This window comes from Paenibacillus sp. PvP094 (genome assembly GCF_040546835.1).
Taxonomy (GTDB): Bacteria; Bacillota; Bacilli; order Paenibacillales; family Paenibacillaceae; genus Paenibacillus; species Paenibacillus illinoisensis.
In genome coordinates, this window is sequence record NZ_JBEPOM010000001.1 from 670,974 (window position 1) to 686,232 (window position 15,259).

Annotated in this window: 7 protein-coding genes; all 7 read right to left on the reverse strand. The window is 46.8% G+C overall.

Going from position 1 to position 15,259, the window contains the following annotated elements:
- Window positions 1-151: 151 nt before the first annotated feature.
- Window positions 152-5,716: an S-layer homology domain-containing protein gene (locus ABIC22_RS03335; RefSeq protein WP_354478222.1), complete on the reverse strand. Its 5,565-nt coding sequence runs from the start codon at window positions 5,714-5,716 to the stop codon at window positions 152-154.
- 471 nt (window positions 5,717-6,187) lie between these two features.
- Window positions 6,188-7,552: an ABC transporter substrate-binding protein gene (locus ABIC22_RS03340; RefSeq protein ID WP_354478225.1), complete on the reverse strand. Its 1,365-nt coding sequence runs from the start codon at window positions 7,550-7,552 to the stop codon at window positions 6,188-6,190.
- 292 nt (window positions 7,553-7,844) lie between these two features.
- A complete protein-coding gene (locus ABIC22_RS03345) occupies window positions 7,845-8,666 on the reverse strand; it encodes a carbohydrate ABC transporter permease (RefSeq protein ID WP_193723053.1) in 822 nt (273 codons plus the stop codon).
- On the reverse strand, window positions 8,663-9,625 hold the full coding sequence (locus tag ABIC22_RS03350) for a carbohydrate ABC transporter permease (protein WP_354478229.1): 963 nt from the start codon (window positions 9,623-9,625) through the stop codon (window positions 8,663-8,665). The genes ABIC22_RS03345 and ABIC22_RS03350 overlap by 4 nt, the downstream gene beginning before the upstream one ends.
- A 429-nt stretch (window positions 9,626-10,054) precedes the next feature.
- Window positions 10,055-11,872 carry an APC family permease gene (locus ABIC22_RS03355; RefSeq protein WP_127538171.1) on the reverse strand — a complete coding sequence of 606 codons (1,818 nt, stop codon included), beginning with the start codon at window positions 11,870-11,872 and terminating at the stop codon, window positions 10,055-10,057.
- Between the two features lie 271 nt (window positions 11,873-12,143).
- Window positions 12,144-14,024: a beta-glucoside-specific PTS transporter subunit IIABC gene (locus tag ABIC22_RS03360; protein WP_354478233.1), complete on the reverse strand. Its 1,881-nt coding sequence runs from the start codon at window positions 14,022-14,024 to the stop codon at window positions 12,144-12,146.
- Window positions 14,025-14,231: 207 nt separating this feature from the next.
- On the reverse strand, window positions 14,232-15,062 hold the full coding sequence (licT, locus tag ABIC22_RS03365) for a BglG family transcription antiterminator LicT (RefSeq protein ID WP_127538299.1): 831 nt from the start codon (window positions 15,060-15,062) through the stop codon (window positions 14,232-14,234).
- Window positions 15,063-15,259 lie beyond the last annotated feature (197 nt).

The following is a 15,259-nucleotide window of genomic DNA, read 5'->3' on the forward strand; positions in this document are numbered from 1 at the left end:
TAATTAAATAGTAAAAAACGGCTTGCATATTATGATCTGCAAGCCGTTTAATCAAGTGCTAGAAGTTAAACTCTTTTGTGATTTGTAGGGATTTGAACAAACCTGACCTGACTTGTTCTGCTTGCGATGCATCATTTCTTTAATACAGATTCTAGTTTAGCTCACTTGCCGACATCAGCAGCGTCACCACTTCTGCACGGGTTGCATTCGCAAGCGGATTAAACCTGTTATTGCCTGTGCCCTTAATCAATCCGGCTTCATAAGCTGCTGCAATGTACGGAACTGCCCATGCCGGAACTTGATTTGCATCTGTGAAGCTTAACGTTGCATTGGATTCGATCGGAAGTCCCAGCGCTCTTACCAGCATGACTGTCATTTCCACACGTGATACTTTGCCTGATGCACGGAATGTCTCATCCGTATATCCGCTGATAATGCCTTGCTCAACCGCCTGAGCTATAAACGATTGTGCCCACGCCGGGATTTGTTCAGCATCCTTGAACGTTACCGCCTTGCTGCTGGCTGGAAGCTCGAATGCTCTTGCAAGCATTACTACAAATTCAGCACGTGTAGCCGAAGCATTAGGACGGAAATTACCGTCTGCATATCCGTTCACAATTCCCCGGGAAATGGCCTGCTCGATTGCAGCTGCTGCCCAGTGATTACCGATATCCTTCAGAATGACGCCCGGGTTCGGTGTTGGCGTTCCGCCATTTCCATTACCCGGAACTGATGGCGTTGTTGGTGTCGTTGGAGTGGTCGGATTGGTTGGCGTTACCGGTGTTGTTGGTGTCGTTGTGCCTCCACCACTATTGCCACTGCCCGGATTGCTGCCATTGTTGCCACCGCCATTCCCAGGATTGCTTCCATTTCCGTCACCTGGAAGCGGAGATCCTTTCAGATCCGTACTGCGTCCTTCTGTTGTCTGATTGACTACACCCACTCGATCCAGATGCTCATGGAAGACCTCATAGTCTACCAGGTTGAGTTCGTAGAATCGGTTGGCATCCTTCGCTACTCTCATGGAGCGGTAGAAGTCTCCCCCATTCGCCATAAAGGAGTTCGTTGCCACGATGTAATATCCGTTTGGATCGATATCCGTGTACGTACCATCCGCATTTTTGATTTGCACTTTCACTACGCGTTGACCTTCTTGCGTCACGGTATTGGTCGCAGAATCAATTTTCTCGCCCGGTTTGGTGGAATCATAGTAGAAGCGCATGCCCGATACTTGTGGGAAGCGTCCCTCTCCCGTCTCCACACCACTCACACCATTTTCGAGTGCAGCTGTAATTTCCTTACCTGTCATTTTCAGTGCAGACAGATTGTTACCGAATGGCATAACGGTGAGCAGATCGCCCAACGTAATGTCACCTTTCTGGAACGATGCCCGGATACCGCCGCCGTTTTGGATGGCCACATATCCCTTCACATCGTTTTCCTTAACGATGGATTTCACTTTTTCCAGCATACCATCTGTCATCAGGTTACCCAGGTTGGTTTCCTGCTTACGCACGTTACCACGTTCTCCATCGAGGAATACGTTCGTTTTGCCGATGACTTCTTTCTTGAAATCTTCCAGCAGTGGTGCATATTCTGCCAGCTTTTCTTTTGCTGCCGGGTCATCTTTGTATACATAGTTACCTGTTGAATCTTTCGCATCGAGGCTCAGCAATTTGCCGTTCCACGTTTTCAACACACCCTCTGCATCGAACGTGACATCCAGTTGGCCCAGGGACACATCATATTCTCCCGTTTGGACAACCAGAATCGGTTCAGCATGAGCTTCGACCACAACTGGCTCGCTTAGAATCGTATGGGAGTGACCACCCACTACAATGTCGATGCCTTCCACGGCTTCTGCCAGCTTCAGGTCTTCCGAGTACCCCAGATGGGTCAATGCAATAATTTTGTTAATGCCTTCTTGCTCGAGCATGGCAACTGTCGCTTGTGCACTTGCAATGTAGTTTTCAAATTTCAGATCATCTCCCGGTGAGGACAGGGATACGGTATCTGTAGTCGTTAAGCCGAAGATTCCAACCTTCTCGTCGTCCACTTCCGTAATGATAGCAGGATAGATCTCAGCATTCTCAGCTGGTTGTCCGATGGTACCTTTGTATAAGCTGCCCAGGTTAGTATCCTTCGTAAAGTCGATATTGGCACTTACGAATGGGAACTCTGCTTTCTCAATGAATTCCTTGAGCACGCCTGTGCCTTTATCGAACTCATGGTTACCAAAGGTCATTGCGTCGTATCCGATCATGTTCATGAATTCCAGATCCGCTTGACCATTGAAGAGATTGAAATACAAGGTTCCAGAAAATACGTCCCCTGCATCCAGCACCAAGGTGTTATCGTTGCGTGTTTCTTTGATAGCTGTTACCCGGCGCGGAATGTTATCCAAGTGCGCATGCGTGTCGTTGGTGTGCAATACACGAAGGTTGAGGTCGCCCTCTTCTTCACTGCTGCCAATGCTCAATTGTGCAAGCAGTGGATCATGGTCACTGACGCGTCCATCAGCTGTTTCAAAATCCGCATTCACATGCACCACTTCAATGGCTGCCGTTTCAGACAGATTTTTGCTCACCAAAATGTGGTCCAGTGTTTGTGAATTACCGTCATAGATGTAGGAATAGCGTTTATTTTCTGGCAGCTTATTCACCAGATTGTCCAGTTCATTGCCTTCGATAATATTCAAAGTCTTGGAGAACTGGAAGTCATTAAAATCCCCAAGAACAGCTACATTTACGTCAGGATCTTTATCTAAGAGTTCTTTCACAAAACCATTCACTGCCGCTGCCTGTCTGGCACGCTGAATTTCACTGCTTCGTGTCGCAGGCTGAATACTACCGTAAGGCTTCAGATCGCCACCTTTGGAATTCAGATGATTCGCAATCACGACTACTCGTTCTCCATTAAATTCGAACTCAGCTGCAAGAGGTTTACGTGAGCTGTCAAATGCATCGTTTGTTGGATCAATACGCCCTGGATTCAGGGACAGCGTTCCATCCGATTCCACCCCAATTGCTGTTGTAGCATCTCCCTTAGTTCCTTGTTTCAAGGAGACACGCGCCTCGTTGTACAGGAAGCCTACACGAATGTTGGCACCCGGAGCCCCGCCATCCAGATTGTTTACCGGAGCAATATCCGTGTACTTATAAGTAGGACCACCATTACTAGCAATTGCATCAATTAAAGTCTGGAAGCTCGCATCCGCAGCAGTTGTTCCGCTGTCGGTTGCTCCATCGTTATCCTGTACTTCCATGATGCCAATAATATCCGGATTCTTGAGGTTGTTGACCACAATACCACCGATTTTCACTGCTCTTGCAGCATCCTTCTGACTGAAATTCTCCACGTTGAAGGTTGCAATTGTCAGTTTATCATCAGCTTGCTCAATTACCGTTGTTGCCTGTTTAAGGTCACTCGAAATAATTGCCGGCAAATCCCCTTCCGGAGCTACCTTATAATTGCCATTAGCGTAAGTCATCACACCTTTGACCGAATCCGCGAGCTTGTCCCCTGTTTTAACGGCCTGAGATGGCTTTTTATTGATAAACAGCCGCTGTGGATTCAGGGAGCTCTCGAATGGTTCGGCCCCATCTCCTGTCAGAATGACGCCTCCTGCAGGCGTTTGTAACGGATTGTTTTCACCATTATCTACTACGACTGCCAGTCCTGGTTCACTGGAATACGGACCGATAATCGTGGCTTGATCAAGCTGTACTCTCATGCCTTCCAAACTCTCGTAAAAGTCGATTGCATCCACATCGGGATTAAACTCACCAAACTGATCGGAATCAATTACGTTAGGGATCATTCGGCCATTCTTCCCAAGGACAACAGGTTCAGGCAGCGTCTGATTTTCACCTTCAATCGTAATCGTTGTAGCCACAATTTCGGTTGTCGCCAGTTCGGTCGTTGCTGTCGCATATTCCTTCACTTGACCGGATACGCTGACTTTGTTGCCTACCGCCATGCCATGAGTGGATTTATAAATAAGGATACCCTCAGATGTTTTGATGTCGTCATCTTCCATGCCAGGAATCTCCTGCATATAGAAAGAACTTGCATTGACAACATGAGTCACGATTCCTTCAACATTTTGGACAGCCAGACCATCATACAGGGAGTTATGAGATGCTCCTTGAATATTGTGGATTCTCAGGTTGTCCAGCTCCTGAAGAACGGTGTACGCAAAGCTATATACATCACTTGTGTTTCCGCCTGATACGGCAATCGCTTTAACAGTCGTATCTTCGTCTACTGTGATCGGGCCACTATAGAGTGTAGATGTTTGGGTTGGTTCTGTTCCATCAACCGTGTAATAAATTTCCGCTCCTGCTGTTGGTGAGGATAAGGTCACGGTTGACCCTTTGACAATACCACCGGACGGAGCACTGGCTGTTACGGAGAGCAGATTTTCGACAACATCTGCTGCTGTACGTGGAATGAGCTCAAGGCCATAGCTTGTGTGATACGTCATGACGCCTGTCACTTTTTCGTATGTTTTGCCTGCTGCCAGTGCCGTTGGACTATTCTTCGCATAGATCGTGATCTCTGCACCATCGGCATCTGTCGCATAGAAGGTAGAACTGCTGCTTCTTGTCACTGTGACTTCATTCACTTCGACAAGCATCCCCTCAAAAATACCGCCTGCACCCGTGCCTCCGCCCTCAGCCGGCATGAAGTCTTTGGATGTCAGAGTGATCGGTGCTGGAATTTCTTGATTCTTGTCCAGAATTTTGATATAACCGCCTGGGAACCCGGCCTTGTCTTTCTCTATCTGAAGCAAACCGTTATAAATAGTGAGTGGGCCATACGCTTCAATACGGTCTCCCGGCTCTACTGTGGAATCCGTTCCTCGAACGACGATCCCTGCATTCTCATCCTGGACGTACAGATTGGCCATGCCTCCAGACTCTTCCCGGTAGGTCACAATCCCTTGAACGGTAACCGGGGTGTTCTCCGATTGGTTCCTGGCACTGGAGATGGAGATTGGCGTATTATCCACGATCGCATAATCGAAATTGGTAACATCACTATTTTCTAGACCGTCTTTTGCTGCATAGGTTTCAATATAAGTTGCATCATTTACTGTAATGGGAACGGTGTATGGGAGATAATCAGTGTCATCATTTTGCTTGTAGTAGACTGCGGCACCAACTGTGGTTGTTGCAAGAGTAACCTTTGTTCCAGCTGGAACCATACCAGAGGAGGGATTAGCGGTGACGTTTGCCACCTTGGTTTCAGGCGTCTCATCAATCAGTTGGAAGGTGGTGGAAGAGGTGCTTTTAATTCCATTAACCGTAAAATAGGTTTCAAGTGAAGCGCTATTGATACGAACTTTGGAATGATACAAGGCAGTATTACTTTGTAAACCAAAAGTGCTACGAGGAGCATTGGTTGGGACTTGAACTGGCATCATTTTGCTTAAATCCGTTTCATCAGGGCGATCTGCCAATGCAAAATTAGTGTCTGAAGTAAACGGAGGACTTAACTGGATAGAAGACCCACTGTTGTAGTAACCAACAACATACCCCTCAACAGTTGCTATTGATTTGTCAGAATTTTTAGCCTGTGCCTGGGCAACTGTCAATGGCTCGTCCGCAGCAGCTGCCTTGCTGTTAAATAACCCAGCCGGAATAGCCCCTGTGATCAGCAGCACCATGGCTAAGAATAATCTGAGCCAACTCCTTATTTGCTTACTATGCATCCTTTTCCTACCCCCATGTTTCGAATTTGCAATCATTTGTTCAAAGAGCTTGTACATTGGTTCAAATATAAGATAACTGAACTCCTTTATGATGTAAACCATATTCTTGTCGTTTGATATAAATTAGTACATATACTTTACACAGTTTTAATAAATAGTGTTTTAAAATCAATTATAGGACCACGTTTTAATGAAAAACGTGACTTTATGACTCTAAATAATCATTAAACCATGCGCATTTGACTATTTTAAGTTAGGTATTATTACATACAGTTTCAATCAAATATTTTTCTCGACATAAACTGATACCATTTAAATTTAAAAAGAAGTGTTTACCCGAATCTTGATCATGCTTTTAGACACAGCAAAACGATGCGACGTTCCATCAAGAGCGCCGCATACGCTGTGTTGTTATATAAAACTTCGATACTGTACCTAACGGATGATCCCGTTCGATTACTACACTTTTTCTTATTTCTTCACGGTACTGTTATACTGGGCAATCTTGTCTGTAATTTGTTTCGCAGCTGCATCGAGTGCTTCTTGCGGTGTACCTTGTCCGTTCAGTACTGTCTCAATCGCTCCTTCGACAAGTTGTCGAGCCTCCGGGAATACGCCCATTACAGCCCCGGATGTTGCTGTCGAATCAGCAGAAGCGTGCAATTGGTCGACTGCTGTCTGGAATTGCGGGTACTTCGCCATATTATCCTTTAATACTTGCTGTTCGTAGGCTGCTGTCGTAATTGGGAAGTATCCTGTCGCAACACTCCAATTGGCTTGTACTTCAGGTGTCGCCAAGTACTTGATGAATTCCCAAGCAGCCTGCTGCTGTGCTTCCGATTTGTTGTTCATGATATACAAGCTTGCGCCACCTACAACCACGCCGCCTTCTTTGGCATCTGCCGGACGAGGCAGGAAGCCTGTCCCCAGTTCAAACTTGCCACCAGCACCTTCTACAATTTTGCGTAATCCAGCAGTAGAATCCAGTGTCATACCGATTTGCTCTGCGGTAAATGCCGCCGTTGTATCATCTGTGCTGCGCCCCAGATTGGAGAGAGTCTTCTCATCAATCATCTTTTTCCACCATGTCAGCGTCTTCACACCCGCTTCGGAATTCAAGAGAGATTCCGTCGCAGCACCATCTCTTCCGTTACCATTGTTTACATAATCTGCATTCTGGTTGGCGAAGAACTGCTCCATGAACCAGCCGTAGATCGCCATGGATGCACCCGGCTTGCCGTCTTTCGCCAGCGCTTTGGCTGCTTGTTCAAACTCTTCATAAGTCTTCGGCGGATTCTCTGGATCAAGACCTGCTGCCTTAAACATATCCTTGTTGTAGTACAGAATCGGGTTCGAGGTGTTGAAAGGCATGGCGTTCAGTTTGCCATCAATCGTGTAATAACGGATGATATTCGGCTCCAGTTGGGACAGGTCGAACTTGTCTTTGTCGATAAAATTCTGTACTGGTGTGATCATGCCCGAATCAATCATAAACTTGCTGCCAATCTCGTATACCTGGATGATGTCCGGGCCGCTGTCCGATCCCATGGATGCTTTCAGCTTGTTTAGACTCTCATCGTATTTCCCTTGATAGATTGCTTTTACCTGAATATCCGGATGGCTTGCATTAAAATCGGAAGCGAGCTGGTTAATGGCTTTCTCCCCTGCTCCGGACATGGAATGCCACCACGTCAGTTGAGTGGGTTCAGCAGATGCGGCATCCGCTTGAGCTCCACTTACCGGACTGCTTGTCTCTGTTTTGCCGCCGCAGGCGGATATCACCAACATGAGTGCAGCCAACATCAATGCAAATGTGCCTCTTTTTTTCAAACGCATAATCTCTCTCCTTTTTTTGTGGCTCATTTCAAAAATCAATCTTGGGAATTCTGCAAGGTGGCCGTTGCGGTCACGAATCGTTCTTCTGATTGCTGTTATCCCCGGATTCTTTTATTCCACTCTTTATAGGGTTAATCCGGTGCTAAACGCAAACGCTTCGCTTCTTCAGAATCGACTTCGTCCCCTCCACTACTTTCGCAGTTTCTCAATAAATGATCTTAAGAGTGCGCCTTATTTACTCGCTCCTTGGTATCAAAACCCGCCAACCTGAATTCACAACATATTTACTTAACTAACCCTTCAGTGCGCCTGCAGCCATACCGCGGACAAGCTGTTTCAACCCGAAAACAAGCAGCAACAATGACGGCAGGATAACTAGCGCCGTTCCGGCAAATACCAGGTTCCACGCCGTGGATTCCTGGAACTCCAGCATCGAAATTCCGATCTGTACCGTTCTCATCTCTGGAGTGTTGGTTACAAGCAGTGGCCAGAGATACGAATTGTACATATTCAGGAATGAATAGATCGCCAGCGTTCCTAATGCAGGACGGGACAGCGGCAGAACATGCGATACAAAATAGCGGATATGTCCGCATCCATCAATCTTCGCCGCCTCAAACAGCTCCTTCGGCAGCTGCATGAAGAATTGCCTTAGCAAAAATGTGCCGAATGCCGTGGCCAGAAATGGTACGGTGAGCCCTTGGTAACTATCCAGCCACCCCCAACTGCGGATGGTCAGATAATTGGGAATCATGGTGACTTCCCACGGGATCATCATCGTTGCGACGAACATGCTGAAGATGATGTTCTTCCCTTTAAACTGCATTTTGGCAAAAGCATAAGCTGCCATACTCGCTGTTATCAGCTGTCCAAGCATCGTCAGACCCGCAACAAGGAATGTATTTCCGATGAACGAGCCAATTGGTACGATATCGAATACCTCGGTGAAGTTGGATAAATCGATCGACTGCGGAATGATATGCGGCGGATAGGCGCTGGCATCCTCAGGCGTCATGACAGCCATGAAAAAGGTGTACAGCACCGGATACAGCACTAGCGCCGCACAGATGGTAAGCAATATATACAATAGCGATTTCGTCCACGGTGTCTTCATTGGTAATGCACTTTCCTTTCCACCCACTTGAACTGAATCAGGGTTAGCAGCATAATGACCGCGAAGAGGATGAGTGCCTGCGCACTTCCCGTTCCGAAGCGGAAATTCACGAAGGCTTCCTGATAGATGGAATAGACGAATACATTGGTACTATCCATTGGGCCCCCACGGGTTAATATGTTAATCTGTCCAAACGACTGAAAGGCTCCGATAACCGAAACGACTGTGACAAAAAACAGCGTTGGTGAAAGCAGTGGCATGGAGATTTTGCGAAACGTAACCAGAGGTCCTGCACCATCAATCTTCGCACTTTCATAGATCTCATCCGGGATGCCCTGCAATCCGCTGGACAAGATAATGTAATTGAATCCAAGATTCATCCAGATTGTCATGATGGAAATGGAGACTAGCGCCCAATCCGGACTGGTCAGCCAGGGGATTGGATCGACGCCCACCTTGCTAAGCAAATAATTCAACATGCCCAGAGTCGGGTGGAACAGGAACTTCCAAATGACGGCCGATGAACCAACCGATAATACAACAGGCAGAGAGAACACAAACTGGAACAAGCGCATGCCCTTGAAACGGTTGTGAGTCAGTGCGGCCAGAATCAGGGCAGCCAGTATACCGGTTGGTACCGTGAACAGGACAAACAGCAGCGTTACTTTCATGCCCTGCAAAAACAGCCCCGACTGAAACACGGCCTTGAAGTTGTCCAGTCCCACGTAAGCCGCGATTTGGCCGGTTGGATCAGTGGAGTGCAAGCTCAGATAAACAGACTTGAACATCGGGTAAAACAGAAACACTGCAAACAAAAGCAGCGATGGTGCCAGGAAACCATAGGCCAGCAGATTTTCCCGCATCCGCTGTACTCGCAGCGAAGCTGTCCGGCGCTCTTTGGTATCGGATACGCGCCGTCTGGCGGCGGGCAAGCTGATCCGGTTATCAAGCTCACTCATCGGATTTCTTCCCCCTTGGTCTACGCATTAGGTGTGTGAATGGTACTTAAGTTTCATCAACACCACGTTATCTAGTGTAAAAGTCGAATGTCACAGCAGAATTCACTCAGAATCAACTTCACGTTAATCGTGGACAAGGGACTTTACCATATGAGCGAGCATTCAGATAGACAGGTTGGAGGCTTATAAACGAACGAAAAAACCGCAGCAATCCCCATTCCGGGATATTGCTGCAGTTCATTGTGTAAACGAAATATTAACGAGGATGCCGTAATATCCTCATCCTTTTTTTACAATAATCTACAATATGTCCAAATGAACTTGTTGATTAGTGAAGATCATCGGCTAATCGCGATAACATGGAAAAGGCTAAGTAATCGGTAGAAATCAGATAAGTCGCCACTGCCAAATAGGCAGTGGCACAGCAATCTATCGATTAAGATGATACGGTACCGTCGTCACAATCACGTCTTTATAATTAATCAGATAAGCCCGGATCATGAAGCTGGTCTGGTTATGCAGGACATTTTGCCACCAATGCTTGGTGATGAACTGCGGAATCAAAATCGTGATGTGGTCGGTCTCAGCCGTTTTCCACTCCACGGTATCGATGAATTTCTTCAGCGGGCCCATAATGCTGCGGTATCTCGATTTGATAACAACCAGTCGCACACCCGGGTTCCATTCCTCCCACTTCTGCTCCATCTTGCGGATGGACTCATCATCGAATCCGATATACAAGGCCACCACATGATCCGACATCGTCTGCGCATAACTGATCGTGTTCATGACCACCCGCGTAATACCAGCTACCGGAATGACAATCGTATTGCCTTTTTGCGCTGGCTTATCAAGCTTAATATCAATGCGCAGCTCATCTGCAATGTTGCAGTAATGGCGGTGAATACGCATGAAGACATATACAACGAGTGGCAAAAAGATAAAGATGACCCACGTTTGCGTGAACTTGGTGAAAATAAAGATCAATGTGATCGACAGTGTGGTCAGCATACCGATCGTATTCACCAGCAGCTTCATCTGCCAGCCGGACGGTTTAACCTTGATCCAGCGAATCATCATGCCTAGCTGCGACAGGGTGAATGGGATAAACACACCCACCGCGTAGAGCGGGATCAGGCTTTCCGTATTTCCTTTGAATCCAACAACAAGCAAGGCGGACATGACACTCAGGAAAATAATACCGTTCGAGAAGCCCAGCCGGTCTCCCCTAACCATAAACATATGAGGCATATATTTGTCCTTGGCCATCATGAAGGACAGCAGCGGGAATGCGGAATACGCCGTATTCGCTGCCAGGAACAAGATTAGTGCCGTCACACCTTGAATGATAAAATACATCCAGCCTCTGCCGAAGGTTGCTTCGGCAATCTGTGAAATCACCGTAGCATGGGGATCCGGCTTCACTCCGTAACCGAAGGCGAGCAAGGTGATCCCGATAAACATAACCCCGAGAATGCATCCCATGAGCATCAGCGTGCCAGCTGCATTTTTCTCAGCAGGCTGCTTGAAATTTGGAATGGCGTTACTGACGGCCTCCACACCGGTCAGAGCGGAACAGCCGGAGCTGAATGCCTTCAGCAGCAGAAATATACTCACATGAGACAGACTTGTTCCGAATTCAGGCGCGGCTGCTTCCATGCCGCCTGTCAGAAACTTAATGCCGCCCGATATAATCAAAACCGCAATTGAAAAGATAAACAGGTAGATCGGAATGGCCAGTACGGAAGCCGATTCCGTAACCCCCCGCAAATTCATAATCGTCAAAAAAACAATCATTATTAATGCAATCACTACGCTGTAATCATGAAGTACCGGAAAAGCCGATGTGATGGCATCTGTCCCTGCAGATGAACTTACAGCAACCGTTAAAATATAATCGACCAGCAGTGATCCTCCAGCAATCAGACTGGATGTTGTCCCCAGATTATCCTTGGCTACGATATACGCACCGCCACCTGTAGGATAAGCAAATATCGTCTGACGGTAGGAAAAAATTAAAATGACGAGTAATCCGAGTACGGCGATGGAAATGGGCACAGAATACCACAAGGCGGCAAATCCGGCCGCTACGAGCACCAGCAAAATCTGTTCCGTTCCATAGGCTACAGAGGATAGCGCATCGGAGGACAGGATGGCGAGTGCCTTCCATTTCCCCAACTTTTCTGCATCCAGTTCAGCCGATTTCATCGGTCTGCCGATTAAGATTCTCTTCATTTTGCCAAGCATGATCATTACTTCCTTCCATCTCTCATCTGTGAAGCATTGTTATTATGCAAAATCCAAAGCTCCCTGACAATACGTCATTTCACCCGAAAATCGCCAGCGTGTGATAATGCATCCTACGATTCAATAATGGATAACAAAGCAGTTCTTTATCAGTGTTTTGAACTTTTTTGAACCAAAATGACGTTTGTTAGCCGAAAAATAAGAAATGGCCCTCGGTTCATAGAACCAAAGACCAATCATTTTTAGAAGGTAAATGCATGTATTTATGAAGTTACTTTGTACCGTAAAGGCTCAGCAGCGAATCTTGGGCATTAACCTCTCCCTCTGCTTTAACCAGCTGCACTTGCTGGTAATTAGCAGAGTTCGTCACAATAATCGGCGTTACCGTAGCATATCCGGCAGCCTTGATCTGGGCAATATCGAACTCTAGCAGCAGATCTCCAGCATTCACCCGATCGCCTTCCTTGATATGCGAGACAAAATGCTGCCCATCCAATTTGACGGTGTCCACACCAACATGAACTAATATTTCCGCACCACTGTCGGATACGACAGCCAGTGCGTGTTTTTTCTTGAAGGCCACAGTAACCGTACCATCAAACGGAGCTACCACTCTTCCTACACTTGGCTCAATGGCAATTCCCTGCCCCATAGCACCGGACGAAAAAGCCGGGTCCGGAACCTCCGTCAGATTAACGATTTTGCCCTGGATCGGACTGAGCACCAGTTGGTCTGCTGCCTGCGTCGAGGGTTCCAATTGAGCGGCTTTCTCGGCTGTAGCGCCTTTGTCCTCTTCTTCACTCACCGGATCTTCGAAGCCCATAATATACGTTAATACGGCCGATACGATAAAGGAAACAACAATTCCGATAATTAATCCCGGAAAACCTTGACCACCCGGGCCGTAGAAGATCGGCAGGGTTAGCAACCCCGGCGCACCAGATGCGAAAGCTTGCGTCCCCGCTTGCCCGATAATCGCGCCTCCGATCGCACCTCCGATAAGACCTGCGATAAATGGGCGTTTCAGCGGAAGCGTAACCCCATAGATCGCCGGTTCAGTGATCCCGAACAAAGCCGTTAACGTGGAGGACCCTGCAAGGGTTTTCAGCTTTTTGTTCTTCGTTTTAAGCATGACTCCAAATGCAGCTCCCGTCTGAGCGAATACTGAAGCTGTTGCAGCAGGCTTAATGCCATCACGGCCGTGAACCGCGACATTGTTGATGAAGATTGGCACCAGGCCCCAGTGCACCCCGAAAATGACGAACAGTTGCCAGCCTGCACCCATAACGGCTCCCGCAAGCAAAGGACTGAAACCAAATGCGGCAACCAGAGCTGATGCGATGGCATTACCTACGTATACACCGAATGGTCCAAATGCAATTAGCGTCAGCGGAACCATGATGACCAAGAGCAGCAGCGGCGTAATGAAGTTTTTGACACTCTGGTGGATCACTTTACTGAACCATTTCTCCAACAAACTCATCACGATAACCGATATGATGATGGGAATAACAGTCGATGAATAACTCATCATAATTACTGGAATGCCAAAGAAATCAGTTTGTGTACCTTCATTTTTCAGCGTAATAATGGTCGGATATATTAATGCGCCCGCAATGGTCAGCGCAACGAAAACATTCCCTTGAAATTTCCGCGCAGTTGTAACCGCTAACAGCATCGGCAGGAAGTAAAACAGACTATCTGCAGCAGCATAAAGGATAATATAGGTTGTGTCCGTTGTTTCAAGCCAGCCTGCATTGCTGGCGATCAGCAGAAGTCCCTTCAAAATCCCTGCTCCCGCCATGACACCCAAAAGTGGAGCAAAAATGCTTGAAATCACGTCGATAATGCCACCAAGACCTTTGACGGATTTACCCGTTTTTTCCTTGGGTGAGGAATCATCCAAAATGTTGCTCACTTTTCCGATAGCACTGTATACCTCGGGTACCGTATTGCCAACGACAACCTGGAACTGTCCACCGTTCTCCTTTACGGCAATGATACCATCCAATTTTTCCAACTTGCTCTTGTCGGCTTTGGCGTCGTCTTTTAATACAAACCGCAAGCGTGTTGCGCAATGCACCAGAGAAACGACATTTTTCTCCCCACCGACCAGCTGAACGATATCTTTGGCCAGCTTTTCATGACTCATATTCTGCACCCCCATGTTTATTGACGACAGGTCTTTGATTTTTTGCACGCAAAAAACCTAAGCCTTGAAGAAAGGTGCACAAACGATGCATCCTTTTCATGGCTTAGGTTTTGCCTGCATAACCAGTAACAATCCCAGTTAAATCATATGTTCTTCCTGTTAATCACATAATATAATTATAAAACCATTTTTGTCAACATTTATTTATTAACGATTAACCACTCTTTCAATATGCACCGTCAGATACAGTTTTTCCTCGTTCGTCAGGTCGTGATCGTATTCCTTTTTGACAAACATTTGGATTTTTTCCGTGCAGGCCGCTGCTTCTTGATGCTTCTCTTTAATCATGTCGTAGATATGGTCATAGTTGTTGTTATAATGCGTTCCATTTAATACTCGCTGCGAGAAGAACTTCAGATGGGTGATGAACCGAAAATAGCTAAGGGATTCCTCGTCAAATTCCATCTTGAAATGATATTTCGCAATGTTGATGATTTGCTGAATGAATTTGGTCATGTTCATCGTGGTCACAACTTCTTCATTCATTTCTGCATTCACAATATGCAGCGCGATGAAGGCAGCCTCATCTTCGGGAAGTTCGTATCCAAGCCTGGATTTGATCTGTTCCAGCGTGTTCAATCCTAGAATAAATTCAGACTTATAGAGCTGTTTAATCTCCCATAACATCACATTTTTAATATCGACACCCTCGCGATAGCGTTCGATTGCAAAATGAATATGATCCGTCAAGGACACGTAAATATTTTCATTCAGGCTTCTCCCCATGTTATCCTTAGCGTGGGTGATGACCTCCTCGACAATTTCGATCAGTTCGATCGGAACTTCACGCAGCAGCATTTTGAAATTATCAGAAGTCTGCTTATTCTTAAGGGCAAATACCTTCTGGATGCGGGTCTCGTCTACTTTATCTCCCGGTTTCTTCTTGAAGGCAATTCCTCGTCCCATCACGACAAGCTCAGCCCCGTCTGTCTGATATGTGCTGATTACATTGTTGTTAATGACCTTGGCTATTTTCACTTCCATCCCCCATTCACGATCCACTCGTAACCACAACCTATCGCGTTTTGGAGATGCAAAAAAAACCTGAAGCATGACAAAACGGAAAAACGTCCTGAAACGTTATTCTCGGAAGACGGACAGCTTTTTTGCCTAAGGCAATTAACACCCTTGAGAGCGTAACTACCCGATACGAACGGCAAATAAACCGACGCCTA